The sequence below is a fragment of the Saccharothrix sp. NPDC042600 genome (genome assembly GCF_040647305.1).
Taxonomy (GTDB): domain Bacteria; phylum Actinomycetota; class Actinomycetes; order Mycobacteriales; family Pseudonocardiaceae; genus Actinosynnema; species Actinosynnema mutabilis.
Window position 1 is genome coordinate 1 of the sequence record NZ_JBEZBW010000039.1, and the last position, 17,563, is coordinate 17,563.

Consider the following 17,563-nt stretch of genomic DNA (forward strand, 5'->3'; position numbering starts at 1 on the left):
AAAACTTTTGCTCGTTCCTCGCAAAACTTTTTGGCCCAACCCCGGGAAAGTGTGGTAGCCCTTCGGGCAGGCCGTACGGGGAGGACGGAAAAGCCCAAAAGCAGGCGCGCTGCGCGCGCCCGACGGGCCAGCGCGCGCTGCGCGCGTCCTGTCAGCACTCGATGACGTTGACCGCGAGTCCGCCTCGCGCCGTCTCCTTGTACTTGACCTTCATGTCCTTGCCGGTTTCGCGCATCGTCTTGATCACCTTGTCCAACGACACGAAGTGCGAGCCGTCTCCGCGCAGTGCCATCCGGGCCGCCGTGATGGCCTTGATCGACGCCAGCGCGTTGCGTTCGATGCACGGGATCTGCACCAGACCGCCGATCGGGTCGCAGGTCAGGCCCAGGTTGTGCTCCATCGCGATCTCGGCCGCGTTCTCCACCTGCTCCGGCGTCCCGCCGAGCACCTCGGCCAGTCCGCCCGCCGCCATGGAGCACGCCGAGCCGACCTCGCCCTGGCAGCCGACCTCGGCGCCGCTGATCGACGCGTTCTCCTTGAACAACACGCCGACCGCACCGGCCGTCAGCAGGAACCGCACCACGCCGTCGTCGGACGCACCCGGCACGAACCGGGTGTAGTAGTGCAGCACCGCCGGCACGATGCCGGCCGCGCCGTTGGTCGGCGCGGTGACCACCCGGCCGCCGGCCGCGTTCTCCTCGTTCACCGCCAGGGCGAACAAGGTCACCCAGTCCATCACCCGCAACGGGTCGGTGGCGTAGTGCTCGGCCGCCAGGCGCTGGCGCATCTCGGCCGCGCGCCGGCGCACCTTCAAGCCGCCCGGCAGCACGCCGGTCTCCGTGCAGCCCCGTTCGACGCACTCCTGCATGACGCCCCAGATGTGGAGCAGGCCCGAGCGGACCTCCTCCTCCGTGCGCCACGACAGCTCGTTGGCCAGCATGACCTCGGAGATGGACAGGCCCGTCTCCCGCGTCCGGGCCAGCAGTTCGTCGCCGGTCTTGAACGGGTGGGCCAGTTCGGTCTCGTCGGCCTTGATGCGGTCGGTGCCGGTGGCGTGCTCGTCCACCACGAAACCGCCGCCCACGGAGTAGTACACGGCCTCGTCCAGGACCTCGTCCCCGGAGTACGCCGTGAAGCTCATCCCGTTGGGGTGCAACGGCAGCGACTTGCGCCGGTGCATCACCAGGTCGGTGTCCTCGACGAACGGGATGTCGCGCACCCCGCCCAGGAGCAGCCGGCGGGACGCGCGGATCTCGGCCACGCGCCCTTCGGCGGCCGTCGGGTCCACTTCCTCGGGCTTGTGGCCCTCCAGGCCCAGCAGCACGGCCTTGGGGCTGCCGTGCCCGTGCCCGGTGGCGCCCAGCGAGCCGAACAGCTGGACGTGCACCCGGTCCACGGACGTCAGCCGGTGCCCCAGGCGCGCCACGAACATCGTCGCGGCGCGCATCGGGCCGACCGTGTGGGAGCTGGACGGCCCGATGCCGACGGAAAACAGGTCGAAGACGCTGATCGCCACGGCGGGTCAGTCCCCGGTCAGTTCCGCGTACTTGCCGGCGGTGAGCAGGCCCGTCGCGTCCTCGACGCGCACCTTGAACAGCCAGCCCGCGCCGTACGGGTCGTTGTTGATCAGCGACGGGTCGTCGGCGGCGGCCTGGTTGACCTCCACGACCTCGCCGCTGACCGGCGCGTACAGGTCGCTCACGGACTTGGTCGACTCCAGCTCGCCGCAGACGTCGCCGGACTTCACGCGCTCGCCGACGTTCGGCAACTGGACGAACACGATGTCGCCCAGGGACTCCGCCGCGTAGGACGTGATGCCGACCGCCACGGGGTCCTGGGTACCCGGCGCCCAGTCGACCCACTCGTGCTCGGCGGTGTAGAGCAGGTTCTCCGGAAAAGTCATGTCAGCGCTCCTGAAGCCACGGTCGGTCGGATCCCCACTCTGTCCTGGGACCTGAGAGCTTCGCTGTGCGGCGTCGCGACGGTGGAACCGTCGATCGGGCACAGCTTGCACCGTGGGTGCGCGCGTGAGCACGCTTTCCAGAGTCGCCTCGCCCGAGCGGTTCTCGTTGCCTGAGAGTGTGCGGGGTACTTGCTCCTTCGGCGCCCCGGACGTGCCGGGGACTCTCCCGCTCGGGTTCCGGCGCCGGGAGGGCGCCGCGGCCGATGTTCAGTTGGGCGGTCGCGAGCACGCTAAGTCGTCGGCGTGACGGGTGTCAACGAGCGTCCAGTCTTGTTCACTCGACACAAACCCACCCCTGCCGGTTAGTGCCGCTCGCACGATGACAGTGGATTCGGAGTACCGGACCTTTGGCGTAACAACGGCTGAAGGAGCCCCACCGTGCGGATCTCAGTACCCCGCGAGATCAAGAACCACGAGTACCGCGTCGCGCTGACCCCCGCCGGCGCCCACGAGCTGACCCTGCGCGGCCACGACGTGTTCGTCGAGGCGGGCGCGGGGCTCGGGTCCGCCATCACCGACGAGGAGTACCTCGCCGCCGGCGCGAAGGTCCTGGCCACCGCCGAGGACGTGTGGGCCGAGGGCGACCTGGTGCTCAAGGTCAAGGAGCCGATCGAGCGGGAGTACCCGCTGCTGCGCAAGGGCCAGACCCTGTTCACCTACCTGCACCTGGCGGCGGACCGGCCGTTGACCGAGGCGCTGATCGCGTCCGGCACGACCGCGATCGCCTACGAGACCGTGCAGACGGCGAACGGCGCGCTGCCGCTGCTGGCCCCGATGTCCGAGGTGGCGGGTCGGCTCGCGCCGCAGGTGGGCGCGTTCTCGCTGATGAAGCCGTCCGGCGGCCGGGGCGTGCTGCCCGGTGGCGTGCCCGGCGTGCACCCGGCGCGCGTGGTCGTCATCGGCGGCGGCGTGGCGGGCCTGAACGCGGCCACGATCGCCGTGGGCATGGGCGCGGACGTGGAGATCCTCGACACCAACGTGGACCGGCTGCGCCACATCGACGCCCTCTACCGCGGGCAGCTGCGCACCGTCACGTCCAACCGCTACTCGGTCGAGCAGGCCGTGCGCGAGGCCGACCTGGTCATCGGCGCGGTGCTGGTGCCGGGCGCGAAGGCCCCGAAGCTGGTGTCCAACGAGCTGGTGGCGCAGATGAAGCCCGGCTCGGTGCTGGTGGACATCGCGATCGACCAGGGCGGCTGCTTCGCCGACTCCCGCCCGACCACCCACGCCGACCCGACCTACCAGGTGCACGAGTCGGTCTTCTACTGCGTGGCGAACATGCCGGGCGCGGTGCCGCGGACCTCGACGTACGCGCTGACCAACGTGACCCTGCCCTACGCGGTGGCCCTGGCCGACAAGGGCTGGCAGGCGGCGCTGCGCGCGGACAAGTCCCTGGCCCTGGGCCTGAACGTCCACGACGGCCTGCTGACGAACGAGCCGGTCGCGCAGGCCCACGACCTGACCTACACGGCGTTCGAAGTCTGAGAACGCCATCCACGAAGAAGGGGCGTCCACCAGCACGGTGGGCGCCCCTTCTCGCGTCTTCGCCACGTAAAACGCGACCCGCTCAACCAGCCTGGGGGTCACTGGGAGCGGGTCGCGCAGCACCAATCTTAGCGGGGTCCGGCGGGCCGTGCCCAGCCACCCCAGCCATCTGCGCGCAATTCTTGACCCAACAGGACACGTTCTGTGTCCTCCCTCAAGCAATCGAGTGAATTCGGCGGGTAACGGGTAAGTCACGACGCCCGGTCGGCCGATGCTCACAGCGGAACCCCTTCGCCGTCACGCAGCGGGGTCGTCCGCTCGCGTGGCGTCGCCGCCGCCGCCTGCCACACCTCCGATCGGAGCGCACATGGCTGAACCACAGGGCTGGATCGACTGCCACGACCCCTTCGGCCGGGACCGGTCCATGACCGTGCTGGTCGAGGACGACCGGGTCCTGCTGGTCGCGCCGCCGGGCGAGTCGGCTGTGATGTCGGTCACCCAGACCCGCAGGCTGCACCGCCTGCTGGACCAGGCCGCCGACAGGATGTGAGCGGGGTGGACGAGACGTTGCGCGCCGCGGTGCTGCGCCGGCTGGCCCAGTTGGACGAGGTCGTCGAGCGGGGCGCCGCCGAGGCCCTGGTGCCGCTGGCGCGGGCCGAGATCAACCGGCTGGCGGACTGCTGGCGGCTGCTGCTGACCGTGCACCAGCCCGATTCCGACGGCCGCTGCCGCGCCTGCCCCGGCGTGCTGCGGCACCGGAAGTGGCCGTGCCAGGTGTGGAACATGGCCCACCAGCACCTCATCGGCGAGGGCCTGCCGCACCGCGAGCGGCGCAAACCGCTGCGCAACCCGTTCCGGCACGACACCGGTCGCCAGGACAGCGAGCCGACCACCGAGATCCCGGTCGTGGTGTCGAAACCGCGACATGCCCTCCCCGACTGACCCTCCTAAGGCAGGATGGCGCGCACAGGCGCTATCCAGGAGGGACGCGTGCACGACGGCAGTGGCCGCATCGTGGTGCAGGGCTTGACCAAGCAGTTCGGTCCGGTCGCAGCGGTGCAGAATCTCAGCTTCACGGTGGAACCGGGGTCCGTGACCGGCTTCCTCGGACCGAACGGCGCGGGCAAGACGACCACGCTGCGGATGTTGCTCGGCCTGGTGACCCCGACCGCGGGCCACGGCCTGATCAACGGCCGGCCGTTCCACCAGCTCGGCAACCCGGCGCGGGTGGTGGGCGCGGTGCTGGAGGCGCAGGGCTTCCACCCCAAGCGCACGGCCCGCAACCACCTGCGGGTGTACGCGTCGGCGATCGGCGTGCCGGACCAGCGGGCCGACCAGGTCCTGGGCCTGGTCGGCCTGGGCCAGGCGGCCGACCGCAAGGCGGGCGGCTTCTCGCTGGGCATGAAGCAGCGGCTGGCGCTGGCCACCGCGTTGCTGGGCGACCCGCAGGTGCTGGTCCTCGACGAGCCCGCGAACGGCCTGGACCCGGAGGGCATCGCGTGGCTGCGGTCCTTCCTCCAGTCCTTCGCGCGCAGCGGGCGGACCGTGCTGATCTCCAGCCACCTGCTCGCCGAGGTCGAGCAGACCGTGGACCAGGTGGTGATCATCTCGCGCGGCCAGACCATGTACTACGGGCCGCTGGCCAACCTGCGCGACTCGCAGCAGAGCCGGGTGCTGGTGCAGCCGTCCGACACGGGCGCGCTGGTCGCGGCGCTGCAAGCGGACGGCGTGACGGCGCTGGAGCAGCTGCCGGACGGCCGGATCGCGGTGACCGGCGTGGAGAGCAAGCAGGTCGCCGACCTCGCGTTGAAGGCGGGCGTGTCGATCTACGGCATCCAGGAGGAGAAGGCCGACCTGGAGCAGCTGTTCTTCCGGCTCACCAACGGCCAGTACGCGGCGTCGGGCCCGAACCAGTACGCGGGGCAGCCGCAGGGCAGCGGCTACTACGCGCCGCCGGCGGGCTACCAGCAGCCGGGCTACCAGACCCCGCCGCAGGGCTACCAGCAGCAGCTCCCACCCGGTTACCAGCAACCGCCGACACCACCGCCGGGGTACCCGCAGCAACCCAACCCGTACCAGCAGCAGAACCCCTACCAGCAGGGTCAGGGCCAGGGCGGACTCGGGGGCGGTGCGTGATGCTGGGCAACCTGATCAAGTCGGAGTTCCGCAAGACGACCACCACCAACCTGTGGTGGGGGCTGATGATCCCGACCGTGCTGATCGCCCTGGGCTGGGCGCTGGTCACGGGGCTCATCGGCAAGGGCCTGATGGACACCATCAACTCCTCCGACGCCGAGGAGCTGACCACGATCATCGGCATCGACCCGTCGCAGTGGAAGGTGTCGCTGTTCGGGATGGCCCGCAGCATCAACGTGGCGACCATCTTCCCGATGATCTTCGGCGGCCTGGCGATCGCGAACGAGATCAACCGCAAGACGATCACCACGACGTTCCTGACCGCGCCCAACCGGGTGTCGGCGCTGAGCGCGAAGCTGGTGGTCTACGTCCTGTGGGGCGCGATCTACGGCATCGCGATCGTGGCGTCGGTGAGCATCGGCATCGCGATCACCTCGGACGCGAACACGCTGCCGGACGCGGCCGGGTGGCTCGCGCTGGCGGGCGTGGGCGTGCTGTCGTCGATCCTGATGACGATGTTCGGCGTGGGCGTCGGGGCGCTGCTGACCAGCGTCGTCGGCACCACCGTGGTGCTGCTGCTCTACATGCTGATCGTCGAGAACGGCATCCAGTTCGTGCTGGGCATCCAGGGTCTGCCGGAGGTCATCGGCTTCCTGCCCAACGGCGCGGTGAACGGGTTGACCGGCTCGGTGGCGTCGTCGCTGTTCCTCTCGACGGCGGGCGTGGTGCCCGAGGACCTGGTGGACGTGATCCGGGCGTTCGCGGGCGCGTTGGGCGCGTTCGACTGGTGGCTGAGCGGGTTGATCTTCCTGGCGTGGACGGCGATCTTCTTCCTGGGCGGCTGGGCGGCTACTCAGCGCAAGGACATCACCTGATCCGGTGATCTTGAACGGCTCATGGTTGTGTTGAATTGCCGCGACTCCGTCGCGGCGGGCGAGGCCGCCTGGAAGTCGGCCCATCGCGCCGCGGCCTCGCGGGGCCGACCTCGGGTTGGTGGCGTGACAGGCCGACGCGGCCTCGCGGGGCCGACCCTGGGGGGAGAAACGCGGCGCGATGGGCCGACGCGGCCTCGCGGGGCCGACCTAGGGTTGGTGGCGTGACTACTCGCCAGGGCTGGATCCGCCGCCTCGCCACCGCCTGCTGGAAGCACCGGGCGCTCGTGGTGTGGTCGGTGCTGGCCGCCGTCGTCGGGGTGGGCCTGCAGGCCGTCGGCCCGCTGCTGATCAAGCTCGCGGTGGACGACGCGATGGCGGGCCGCACCGACCGGTTGGCGGTGCTCGCCACCGTGCTCGTCGGCCTGGAGCTGCTGACGTTCGGCACGGCGTTCGTGCGGCGGTTCCTGGGCGGGCGGCTGGCCGTGGACGTGCAGCACGACCTGCGGCAGGCCGTGTTCCACGCCGTGCAGCGGCTCGACGGGCCCAAGCAGGACGCGTTGCGCACCGGGCAGGTGGTGTCGCGGTCGATCACCGACCTCCAGCTGGTCAACAGCCTGCTGTCGATGACGCCGCTGGCGTTCGGCACGGTCGTGTTCGCCCTCGCGGCGCTGGTGGCGATGTTCTGGCTGTCACCCCTGCTCACGCTGATCGCGCTGGTCGTGGTGCCCGCCGTCGCGCTGGTGGCGGGGCGCAGCCGGCTCACGCTGTTCCCGGCCACGTGGTCGGCGCAGCAACGGGCGGCGGACGTGGCGCAGCACGTCGAGGAGACCGTCACCGGCGTGCGGGTGGTCAAGGGGTTCGGGCAGGAGGAGCGCGAGGTCGCGCGGCTGGAGGAGCGGGCGCGGGTCCTGTTCGCCGAGCGGATGCGGGCCGCGCGGCTCACGTCCCGGCCCACCGCGACGCTGACGGCGCTGCCGTTCGTGGGGCAGGTCGCGGTGCTGGCGCTGGGCGGGTGGCTGGCGCTGCGCGGTGACGTGTCGCTGGGCACGTTCCTGGCGTTCGCGACCTACGTGGCGAACCTGGTCGGGCCGACGCGGCTGCTGTCGAGCCTGATGGTCACGGCGCAGTTGGCGCGGGCGGGCGTGGAGCGGGTGTACGAGCTGATCGACTCGCAGCCCGACGTGGTGGACGGGTCGGCGGAGGTGCCGGCCGGCGCGGTGTCGGTGGAGCTGGACCAGGTGACCTTCGGGTACACGCGCCGCGAGCCGGTGCTGTCGGACGTGTCGCTCAAGGTCGCGCCGGGCGAGACGCTGGCCGTGGTGGGCACGGCGGGGTCGGGCAAGTCGACGGTGTCGCTGCTGCTGCCCCGGTTCTACGACGTGCACGCGGGCGCGATCCGGGTCGGCGGGGTGGACGTGCGGGAGCTGCGGCTGGAGTCGTTGCGGCGCGCGGTGGGGGTGGTGTTCGAGGAGGCGTTCCTGTTCTCCGACACCGTGCGGGCCAACATCGCCTACGGGCTGCCGGACGCGTCCAACGAGCAGGTGGAGGCGGCGGCGCGGGCGGCCGAGGCGCACGGGTTCATCTCGGCGCTGCCCGACGGGTACGACACGGTGGTCGGCGAGCGCGGGCTCACGCTGTCGGGCGGGCAGCGGCAGCGGGTGGCGCTGGCCCGGGCGCTGCTGTCCGACCCGCGGGTGCTGGTGCTCGACGACGCGACGTCGGCGGTGGACGCGGCCACCGAGGCGGCGATCCACCACACGTTGGCGCAGGTCACGGCGACGCGGACGACGATCGTGATCGCGCACCGGCGGTCGTCGCTGGCGCTGGCCGACCGGATCGCCGTGCTGGACGCGGGCCGGGTGGTCGACGTGGGCACCCACGACGAGCTGCACGAGCGGTGCCCGCTGTACCGGGAGCTGCTGGCGGGTCCGGGCGAGGCGATCGAGCAGGTGGACCCGCGCGCGGACGTGGCGCTGGAACCGGGCCCGGACGGGGTGACCCCGGAGCTGTGGCCGTCGTCGGACGAGGACGAGCTGGCCGTGCGGGCGGCGAACCGCGCGGCGGGCGCCGCCCGGGTGCCCAAGGGCCCGCGCGGCGGCGGCGGCACGTCCGCGCTGCTCGGCGGCACACCGCCCACCCCGGAGCTGATGGAGCGGGTGCACGCGCTGCCGCCGGCACCGGAGCGGCCGGTGCTGCACGGCGAGGACCCCCGTGCGCCCGACCCTGGGTTCCGGCTGCGCACGCTGCTGCGGCCGGTGCGCTGGGCGATGGTCGGCGTGGGCGGGTTGCTGGTGGTCGACTCGGCGCTGGCGGTCCTGCTGCCGAACCTGGTGCGGCTGGGCGTGGACCGGGGCGTGCTGGGGCACGACGCCGGGTGGCTGTGGCTCGCGGCGGGGATCGGGCTGGTGCTGGTCGCGCTGGGGTGGGTGTCGTCGGCGGCGGGCACGGTGGTCACGTCGCGGGTCGGCGAGCGGCTGCTGTACCTGCTGCGGGTGCGCAGCTACGCGCACCTCCAGCGGTTGGGGCTGGACTACTACGAGCGCGAGATGGCCGGTCGGATCATGACCCGGATGACCACGGACGTGGACGCGCTGTCGAGCTTCCTGCAGACCGGGTTGACCACGTTCGTGATCAGCGTGCTGACCGTGGTGGGCATCGCCGTGGCGCTGGTGGTGACCGACCCGTCGCTGGCGCTGGTGGCGCTGGCCGTGCTGCCGGTGCTGGCGGTGGCGACGGTGATCTTCCAGCGGCTGTCGTCGCGGGCGTACGCGCAGGCGCGGGAGCGGATCAGCGCGGTGAACGCGGACCTGCAGGAGAACGTGACCGGGCTGCGGGTGTCGCAGGCGTACACGCGGGAGGCGAGGTCGGCGGAGGCGTTCGCGGAGCGCAGCGACGCCTACCGGCGGTCCCGGATCCGGGCGCAGCGGTACATCGCGACGTACTTCCCGTTCCTGGCCCTGCTGTCGGGGGTGGCGCAGGCGGCGATCCTGGTGGTCGGCGCGTACCGGGTGGCCGAGGGGACGCTGTCGCCGGGCGTGCTGCTGGCGTTCGTGCTGTACCTGGGGTTGTTCTTCGCGCCGCTGTACCAGTTGTCGGGCGTGTTCGACGGGTACCAGCAGGCGCGGGTGGGCCTGAGCCGGATCGGCGACCTCCTCCGTACCCCGACCAGCGTGCCGCCCGCGCCGGAGCCGGTCGCGGTGCCGCGGCTGCGCGGCGAGGTCGAACTCCGCGACGTGACGTTCGCCTACCCCGGCACGTCCCGCCCGGCGCTGGACCGCGTGTCGCTGCGGGTGGCCCCCGGCGAGACGGTGGCGCTGGTGGGTGAGACGGGCGCGGGCAAGTCGACGCTGGTGAAGCTGGTGGCCCGGTTCTACGACGTGACCGACGGGCAGGTGCTGGTGGACGGCGTGGACGTCCGCCGGTACGACCTGGGCGAGTTCCGGCGGCACCTGGGCGTCGTGCCGCAGGAGGCGCACCTGTTCGGCGGGGACGTGGCGGAGAACGTGGCGTACGGCCGGCCGGGGGCGTCGCGGGCGGAGGTCGAGCGGGCGGTGCGGTCGGTCGGTGCGCTGCACACGGTCGCGTCGCTGCCTTCGGCGTTCCACCAGCAGGTGGGCGAACGCGGCCAGAACCTGTCGGCCGGGCAGCGGCAGTTGATCGCCCTGGCCAGGGCCGAGCTGGTCCAGCCGTCCCTGCTCCTGCTCGACGAGGCGACCGCGGCGCTGGACCCGTCGACGGAATCGGCGGTCCTGGCGGCCGGCGACCACCTGGCGGGCTCGCGGACGACCTTCGTGGTGGCCCACCGCCTGGCGACGGCCGCGCGGGCGGACCGGATCGTGGTGCTGTCCGAGGGCCGGATCGCCGAGGTGGGGACCCACGAGGAGCTGCTGGCCGCCGGCGGCCACTACGCCCGCCTGTGGTCCCACAGCACAGCCACGCGACAACCGGCGGCGACAGCCTGAGTCCACACGCCAACGCGCCCGGCGCGCCGTGGGCGTCCGGGCGGGTTGGTCGTGGTCACTTCCGGTCGGCGGCCAGCAGCTCGTCGAGCCGCTCGTAGCCCTCGACGACGCCGGTCTCCATGCCGCTGGACACCGCCATGTCGCGGGCCTCCGTGCTCTCGAAGACGCTCACCCCGCGCAGCCGGGTGCGGCCGTCGCCGAGGTCTTCCAGGGTCAGCGTCTCCAGGCTCACCCCGTCCGGGTAGCCCTCCCAGGTGAACGTCTGCACGATCCGCTCCCCCGGCCGGATCTCGTGGAACGACCCGTAGAACCGGTACTCGCCCTGCTGGTCGCGGTGCACGTAGCGGTACTCGCCGCCGGTGCGGGCGTCCCAGGTGACGATCTCCATCTCCAGCCCCCGCGGGCCCAGCCAGCGCTGGACCAGCTCCGGCTCGACGTGCGCCCGGAACACCGCCGCGGGCGGCGCGTCGAACTCGCGCACGATCTCGATGGTGGGCAGCTCGGGGTGGGCCGCGATGGTGGTCTCGTGGTGCGTGGTGGTGCTCATGACGCGTCTTCCTTCCGGGTCCGGGTGTCCGGCTCGTCCGCCGCCAGCTCGGCGAGGACGGCGTCGAGCCGCTGGTAGCGCTGCTCGGCCTCCCGCCGGTAGCGCTCGATCCACTTGGTCATCAGGTCGAACACCTCCGCTTCCAGGTGCACGGGCCTCCGCTGGGCCTGCCGACTCCGACTGACCAGTCCGGCGTCCTCCAGCACCTTGAGGTGCTTGGACACCGCCTGCACGGTCACGGCGTAGGGCTCGGCCAGCTCGTTCACGGTCGCGTCCGCCACCGCGAGCCGGGCGACCATGTCGCGCCGAATGGGGTCCGCCAGAGCCGCGAACACCCGCGAAAGCCGGTCCTCCACTGCCGTTCTCCTTACTCAACCTCTCGGTTGAACAAACCGTACGACCACACCACACCGTTGTCAACCATCTCGTTGAACAACCAGGTCAGACCCGTCGCGCCACCCGAACAGGACGCGAGGGTCCGGTGCCGACCAGGGAGACCGTGGCGCTCACCACGTCACCGCGCGATGCGCCGGACGGGTGGTGCATCCTCAACGCCACGGCACCTCACAAGGGCACACCGAACGAGACGGACCTGGGCTGATACATCAAGAACAGCTCAAGCACCCATAACGTGACCCACCTCGGGATCGATCCTGTGATCGAGCACTCCTTGCCCGGCCCCTCCTGTGTATGAACTGCACCAGACGGGGGACTAGCCTGACCATGAGTGAGTCATTACCAAGAGCGAGATGGATAGAGGCGAGCGCCAGCCGTGTCCAGCAGCAGTCCTGCTTCACAGTTCGGCCCCAATGAGTGGCTGGTCGAGGAGATGTACGAGCAGTTCCTCGCCGACCCGTCGTCCGTAGACCCGGCCTGGCACGACTTCTTCGCCGACTACAAGTCGACGCAGCGGTCGGGCAACGGCGCGGCCACGGCGGCGGCGTCCACGACCACCACCGCGGCCACCGACAACGGCACGGCGGCCCCCACGGCCACCGCGACCAAGCCGCAGCCCGCGAAGCCCGCAGCGAAGCCGCAGCAGGCCGCTCCCGCGAAGCCGGCGCCCGCGCAGGCCGCCAAGGCCACGCCGGTGCAGCCCTCGGCGGGCGCGGAGCAGAAGCAGCTGCGCGGCGCGGCGGCGGCGATCGCGAAGAACATGGAGCTGTCGCTCACCGTCCCGACCGCGACGAGCGTGCGCGCCGTGCCCGCGAAGCTGCTGGCCGACAACCGCATCGTGATCAACAACCACCTCAAGCGGACCCGCGGTGGGAAGGTCTCCTTCACCCACCTGATCGGCTACGCGGTGGTGCGGGCGCTCCAGGCGTACCCGAACATGAACCGGCACTACGCCGAGGTCGACGGCAAGCCGTTCGTGGTCACGCCCGAGCACGTGAACTTCGGCCTCGCGATCGACCTGCCCGGCAAGGACGGCTCCCGCTCGCTCGTGGTGGCCTCCATCAAGGGCTGCGAGAACATGACGTTCACGCAGTTCTGGCAGGCCTACGAGGACCTGATCCGCAAGGCCCGGTCCGGCTCGCTGACCACCGAGGACTTCTCCGGCACCACGATCTCGCTGACCAACCCGGGCACGATCGGCACCAACCACTCGGTGCCGCGCCTGACGGCCGGCCAGGGCGCGATCATCGGCGTCGGCGCGATGGAGTACCCCGCGCACTTCCAGGGCACCAGCGAGCAGGCCCTGGTCGAGATGGGCGTCAGCAAGATCATCACGCTGACCTCGACCTACGACCACCGCATCATCCAGGGCGCGGAGTCCGGCGAGTTCCTCAAGCGCATCCACCAGCTGCTGCTCGGCGAGGACGGCTTCTACGACGACGTCTTCACGTCGCTGCGGCTGCCCTACGAGCCGATCCGCTGGGTCGCCGACATCCCCGAGGGCGCGGTCGACAAGACCGCCCGCGTGATCGAGCTGATCGACGCGTTCCGCACCCGCGGCCACCTGATGGCCGACACGGACCCGCTGAACTACCGCCAGCGCAGCCACCAGGACCTCGACGTCCTGTCGCACGGCCTGACCCTGTGGGACCTGGACCGGGAGTTCCCGGTCGGCGGGTTCGCGGGCCAGGAGCGGATGAAGCTGCGCGACATCCTGGGCGTGCTGCGCAACTCGTACTGCCGCACCGTCGGCGTCGAGTACATGCACATCCTCGACCCGGAGGAGCGCCTCTGGATCCAGGAGCGCGTCGAGGTGCCGCACGAGAAGCCGCCGGCCACCGTGCAGAAGTACATCCTGTCCAAGCTCAACGCCGCCGAGGCGTTCGAGACCTTCCTCCAGACCAAGTACGTCGGCCAGAAGCGGTTCTCGCTGGAAGGCGGCGAGACGGTCATCCCGCTGCTGGACGCCGTCCTGGACAAGGCCGCCGAGCACGAGCTGGACGAGGTCGTCATCGGCATGCCGCACCGCGGCCGGCTGAACGTCCTGGCCAACATCGTCGGCAAGCCGATCTCGCAGATCTTCCGCGAGTTCGAGGGCAACCTCGACCCGGGCCAGGCGCACGGCTCCGGCGACGTGAAGTACCACCTGGGCGCCGAGGGCAAGTACTTCCGGATGTTCGGCGACGGCGAGACCAAGGTGTCGCTGACCGCGAACCCGTCGCACCTGGAGGCCGTGGACCCGGTGCTGGAGGGCATCGTCCGGGCCAAGCAGGACATGCTGGACAAGGGCGGCGAGGGCTTCACCGTGCTGCCGGTCGCGCTGCACGGCGACGCCGCGTTCGCGGGCCAGGGCGTCGTGGCCGAGACCCTGAACCTCGCCCTGGTGCGCGGCTACCGCACCGGCGGCACAGTGCACGTCGTGGTGAACAACCAGGTCGGCTTCACCACCGCGCCCGAGCACTCGCGCTCGTCGAAGTACTCGACCGACGTGGCGAAGATGATCGGCGCGCCGGTGTTCCACGTGAACGGCGACGACCCGGAGGCGTGCTACTGGGTCGCGAAGCTGGCGGTGGACTACCGGCAGGCGTTCAACAAGGACGTCGTGATCGACATGGTCTGCTACCGCCGCCGCGGCCACAACGAGGGTGACGACCCCTCGATGACGCAGCCGGCGATGTACGACGTGATCGACACCAAGCGCTCGGTGCGCAAGATCTACACCGAGTCGCTGATCGGCCGCGGCGACATCTCCGTGGAGGAGGCCGAGAAGGCCCTCCAGGACTTCTCCTCGCAGCTGGAGCACGTCTTCAACGAGGTGCGCGAGCTGGAGAAGCACCCGATCAAGGCGTCGCCGTCGGTGGAGGCCGAGCAGCAGGTCCCGACCAAGCTGCCGACCGGCATCCCGCGCGAGACGATCGAGCAGATCGCCGACGCGCACGTGAACCTGCCCGAGGGCTTCACCCCGCACCCGCGCGTGAAGCCGGTGCTGGAGCGGCGCGCGAAGATGGCCCGCGAGGGCGGCATCGACTGGGCGTTCGCCGAGTTGCTGGCGTTCGGCTCGCTGGTGCTGGAGGGCCGCACGGTCCGCCTGGCCGGCCAGGACTCGCGGCGCGGCACGTTCGTTCAGCGGCACGCCACGCTGGTGGACCGCAAGAAGTCCGACGAGTACACCCCGTTGCAGCACCTCGCCGAGGACCAGGGCAAGTTCATGGTCTACGACTCGGTGCTGTCGGAGTTCGCGGCGCTGGGCTTCGAGTACGGCTACTCGGTGGCCAACCCGGACGCGCTGGTGCTGTGGGAGGCGCAGTTCGGCGACTTCGTCAACGGCGCGCAGCCGATCATCGACGAGTTCATCTCGTCCGGTGAGGCGAAGTGGGGCCAGCGCTCGGACGTCGTGCTGCTGCTGCCGCACGGCCACGAGGGCCAGGGCCCGGACCACACGTCCGGCCGCATCGAGCGCTTCCTCCAGCTGTGCGCGGAGGGCTCGATGACCATCGCCGTGCCGTCGACCCCGGCGAACTACTTCCACCTGCTGCGCCGCCACGCCCTCGACGGCGTGAACCGGCCGCTGGTGGTGTTCACCCCGAAGTCGATGCTGCGCCTGAAGGCCGCGACGTCCCCGGTGGAGGACTTCGTCGAGGACCGCTTCAACTCGGTCATCGACGACGCCCGCGCGGGCGACCCGTCGGCGGTCAAGCGCGTGCTGCTGTGCAGCGGCAAGGTGTACTACGAGCTGGCCGCGGAGCAGGAGAAGCTGGGCCGCGCCGACACCGCCGTGGTCCGCCTGGAGCAGCTCTACCCGGTCCCGGCGCGGAAGCTGACGGAGGCGCTGGAGCGCTACCCGAACGCGACCGAGCTGCGCTGGGTCCAGGAGGAGCCGGCGAACCAGGGCGCGTGGCCGTTCCTGGGCCTGGCCCTGCCGGAACTGCTGCCCACGCGGTTCACCCTCAAGCGCGTGTCGCGCCGCCCGATGGCCGCGCCGTCGGCCGGTTCGTCCAAGGTGCACGAGGTGGAGCAGCGCGAGCTGATCGCGAAGGCGTTCGAGTAGGCCGGCATGTACTTCACCGATCGCGGCATCGAGGAGCTGGAGAGCCGGCGGGGCGAGGAAGAAGTGACCCTCGCCTGGCTGGCCGACCGGCTGCGCGCCTTCGTGGACGCGAACCCGGAGTTCGAGACGGCGGTCGAGCGCCTGGCCACCTACCTGGCGCGCGACGACGAGGACGACTTCGAGGACTGAGCGGTACTGAACGGGAAAGGGGCATCCGCCGCGGCGGATGCCCCTTTCCCGTTGTGTCGGCCTGGTTCCCATCGGAACAACTGCGAATGCTTCGCAACAACGTCGAGCTGACCCGGCTGGTAGCAAGTTCGTACCTTTCGGGTGATTCACCGGTTAGGATCCCCGCAACCCGCTGCTCCGGTGGCGGGTCGAGGCTGGGGAGGGCCTTGTATGGGGGGTGTTCGCGCGCGCGGCGCTGTCCGGGGTGAGGTTGCCTTGGCGCCGCCCGTTCTGCTGCTCCTCGGGGCCGTTGCCGCCGCCGTCGTCGCCCAGGGTGGGTACTACCTGCCGGGCCGGGTGTTGTCCGGGGTGTTGGCCGGGGCCGCTCTGGTGCTCGCCGTGACGACCGATCGGGACTCGCCGCGCGGGCCGGTGGTGTGGGCCGGTGGGGCGTTGGCGTTGTGGGCGCTGGTCCGGGGTGGACTGGCCGGGGACCTCGGGGCCGGGCTGCCGGTGGTCGTGGCGGTCGGGTGTCTGGTGGCCGGGGTCGTCGTGGTGCGGCAAGCGCCGGAGCGGGCTCGGGAGTCGTGCGGGGACGTCCTCGTCTGGGTCGGGGTCGCGGTTGCCCTGACCGGGTGGGTGGCCGTGGTGTGGCGCATCCCCTCGTGGTCGGTGGTTGCGGACGGGCTCGCGCGGGCGGCCTCGACGTTGACCTACCCCAACGCTGCTGCCGCGTTGCTGGCGGCGTTGGCCGTGTTCGCGATCACCACCGACAGGAACGCGCTCCTCGGGTGTCTGTTGTTGGTCGGGCTGGGTGCGACGTTGAGTCGGGCGGGCGGCATAGCGCTGGTTGTGGGGCTTGGCGTGGCCTGTGTGGTTGCCGGGCCGCGTGTAGTGCTGAGGAACCTGGCTGCGCCCCTGGTGGGTGCGCTGGTCGCGCTTGCCGCTCTGGTGCCCTCGTTCCCCGTGGCACGACCGGCGCAGGTGTTGCTCGCCGTGGCCGGGCTCGTGGTCGGGGTCGCGGGCACCTACCTGCTGGAGCAGGCCCGCGGACGGGTGCGGGTGGCCGTGTTGGCGGTCGGTGTCGTGGTCGCCGGGGCGTTTGGGGCGCTCAAGTCGGAGTCGCTGCTCGTCGGGCGGTTGACGTTGGACTCGCCGGACCGCGGGGGCGCGCTGGGCGCCGCCTGGGACCTGGTGGTCGCGCACCCCCTGATCGGGGTCGGGCCGGGGCGCGGCTGGTTCGTGTGGACGCGGGCGGACGGGGACGCGCGCGTGATGCGGTACGTCCACAACGAGTACCTGCAGGTGCTCGTGGAGTTGGGCGTGATCGGACTCGGCCTGGTGGCGTGCGTGCTGGTCGCGGTGGTCCTCACCGTGCGGCGGCGGGCGGCCGGGCCGTGGGCGGGAGCGGTCGCCGCGGTGGCGGTCCTGCTGGTGCACAGCGGGTTCGACTTCCTGTGGCACCTGCCCGTCACCCTCCTGACCGCCGGGCTGCTCGTCGGCCTGGCTGCTCCACCTCATCCGCCGAAGAAGGAGACCATGTGAAGACGTTCCCGAAGATCGCCGCCGTGGTGGCCGTGGCCGGCGCGGCCGTGTTCGCGTCCGTGCTGCCCGGCAGCGCCGACGTAGCGGCCCAGTCGCCGTCGCTGGGCGCGGTCAGAGTCGAGTCGCCGGCGACCCTGGAGGCGCGCGGCGCGGTCGTCCGCGTGTCCGTCACGGTCGTGTGCACGCCGGGCCAGCCCGCGTACGTCGGCATCGACCTGGTGCAGCGCTCGGGTGGCGACATCGCCCGCGGCGGCGACTCCCACTACATCCCGTCCTGCACCGGCAACGCCCAGACCGTCGAACTGATCGCCACCGCCTACGAGGAGCCGTTCCGCAAGGGCGTCACGTGGGCCCGGGGCAGCCTGAACACCCCGAGCTACGGGACGATCTACGACGAGCGCGAGATCCAGATCGTGCGCTGACGCACTCCGGTGGGCC

The 17,563-nt window shown here is 71.3% G+C and carries 14 protein-coding genes and 1 riboswitch; of the genes, 10 read left to right on the plus strand and 4 right to left on the minus strand.

What is annotated here, in order from left to right; all coding sequences use genetic code 11:
- Nucleotides 1-151: 151 nt before the first annotated feature.
- On the minus strand, nucleotides 152-1,516 hold the full coding sequence (locus AB0A74_RS22730; RefSeq protein WP_343935783.1) for an L-serine ammonia-lyase: 1,365 nt from the start codon (nucleotides 1,514-1,516) through the stop codon (nucleotides 152-154).
- 6 nt (nucleotides 1,517-1,522) lie between these two features.
- Complete coding sequence (gene gcvH / locus AB0A74_RS22735; RefSeq protein WP_343935785.1) at nucleotides 1,523-1,903, minus strand: glycine cleavage system protein GcvH; 381 nt, start codon at nucleotides 1,901-1,903, stop codon at nucleotides 1,523-1,525.
- Nucleotides 1,904-2,050: 147 nt separating this feature from the next.
- A riboswitch (glycine riboswitch) is annotated at nucleotides 2,051-2,142 on the minus strand.
- A gap of 199 nt (nucleotides 2,143-2,341) precedes the next feature.
- Here gcvH and ald point away from each other — a divergent pair.
- From ald to AB0A74_RS22765, 6 genes are all read left to right on the plus strand, one after another.
- On the plus strand, nucleotides 2,342-3,448 hold the full coding sequence (ald, locus tag AB0A74_RS22740) for an alanine dehydrogenase (RefSeq protein WP_358252259.1): 1,107 nt from the start codon (nucleotides 2,342-2,344) through the stop codon (nucleotides 3,446-3,448).
- Between the two features lie 367 nt (nucleotides 3,449-3,815).
- On the plus strand, nucleotides 3,816-3,998 hold the full coding sequence (locus AB0A74_RS22745; RefSeq protein WP_041315353.1) for a hypothetical protein: 183 nt from the start codon (nucleotides 3,816-3,818) through the stop codon (nucleotides 3,996-3,998).
- A gap of 5 nt (nucleotides 3,999-4,003) precedes the next feature.
- The gene (locus AB0A74_RS22750) at nucleotides 4,004-4,390 is read left to right on the plus strand and encodes a hypothetical protein (RefSeq protein ID WP_358252261.1); all 387 of its coding nucleotides are present in this window, start codon (nucleotides 4,004-4,006) and stop codon (nucleotides 4,388-4,390) included.
- 48 nt (nucleotides 4,391-4,438) lie between these two features.
- Complete coding sequence (locus AB0A74_RS22755; RefSeq protein WP_358252263.1) at nucleotides 4,439-5,584, plus strand: ABC transporter ATP-binding protein; 1,146 nt, start codon at nucleotides 4,439-4,441, stop codon at nucleotides 5,582-5,584.
- On the plus strand, nucleotides 5,584-6,459 hold the full coding sequence (locus tag AB0A74_RS22760) for a hypothetical protein (protein WP_358252265.1): 876 nt from the start codon (nucleotides 5,584-5,586) through the stop codon (nucleotides 6,457-6,459). The genes AB0A74_RS22755 and AB0A74_RS22760 overlap by 1 nt, the downstream gene beginning before the upstream one ends.
- A 221-nt stretch (nucleotides 6,460-6,680) precedes the next feature.
- The gene (locus tag AB0A74_RS22765) at nucleotides 6,681-10,421 is read left to right on the plus strand and encodes an ABC transporter ATP-binding protein (RefSeq protein WP_358252267.1); all 3,741 of its coding nucleotides are present in this window, start codon (nucleotides 6,681-6,683) and stop codon (nucleotides 10,419-10,421) included.
- A 55-nt stretch (nucleotides 10,422-10,476) separates the two neighbouring features.
- On the opposite strand, the gene AB0A74_RS22770 is transcribed toward AB0A74_RS22765, so the two are convergent.
- Both AB0A74_RS22770 and AB0A74_RS22775 read right to left on the minus strand, forming a co-directional pair.
- Nucleotides 10,477-10,968, minus strand: coding sequence for an SRPBCC family protein (locus tag AB0A74_RS22770; protein WP_358252269.1), 492 nt, complete (start codon nucleotides 10,966-10,968; stop codon nucleotides 10,477-10,479).
- A complete protein-coding gene (locus tag AB0A74_RS22775) occupies nucleotides 10,965-11,324 on the minus strand; it encodes a metalloregulator ArsR/SmtB family transcription factor (protein ID WP_343935792.1) in 360 nt (119 codons plus the stop codon). Before AB0A74_RS22775 ends, AB0A74_RS22770 begins: the two co-directional genes overlap by 4 nt.
- Nucleotides 11,325-11,740: 416 nt before the next feature.
- On the opposite strand from AB0A74_RS22775, the gene AB0A74_RS22780 reads away from it, so the two are divergent.
- From AB0A74_RS22780 to AB0A74_RS22795, 4 genes are all read left to right on the plus strand, one after another.
- Nucleotides 11,741-15,412, plus strand: coding sequence for a multifunctional oxoglutarate decarboxylase/oxoglutarate dehydrogenase thiamine pyrophosphate-binding subunit/dihydrolipoyllysine-residue succinyltransferase subunit (locus tag AB0A74_RS22780; protein WP_358252270.1), 3,672 nt, complete (start codon nucleotides 11,741-11,743; stop codon nucleotides 15,410-15,412).
- 6 nt (nucleotides 15,413-15,418) lie between these two features.
- Nucleotides 15,419-15,601 carry a DUF6104 family protein gene (locus AB0A74_RS22785; RefSeq protein WP_358252272.1) on the plus strand — a complete coding sequence of 61 codons (183 nt, stop codon included), beginning with the start codon at nucleotides 15,419-15,421 and terminating at the stop codon, nucleotides 15,599-15,601.
- Between the two features lie 255 nt (nucleotides 15,602-15,856).
- Nucleotides 15,857-17,125: an O-antigen ligase family protein gene (locus tag AB0A74_RS22790; protein WP_358252274.1), complete on the plus strand. Its 1,269-nt coding sequence runs from the start codon at nucleotides 15,857-15,859 to the stop codon at nucleotides 17,123-17,125.
- Nucleotides 17,122-17,547 (plus strand): hypothetical protein, encoded by a 426-nt coding sequence (locus AB0A74_RS22795; protein WP_358252276.1) that lies wholly within the window; start codon nucleotides 17,122-17,124, stop codon nucleotides 17,545-17,547. The genes AB0A74_RS22790 and AB0A74_RS22795 overlap by 4 nt, the downstream gene beginning before the upstream one ends.
- The last annotated feature ends 16 nt before the right edge of the window (nucleotides 17,548-17,563 follow it).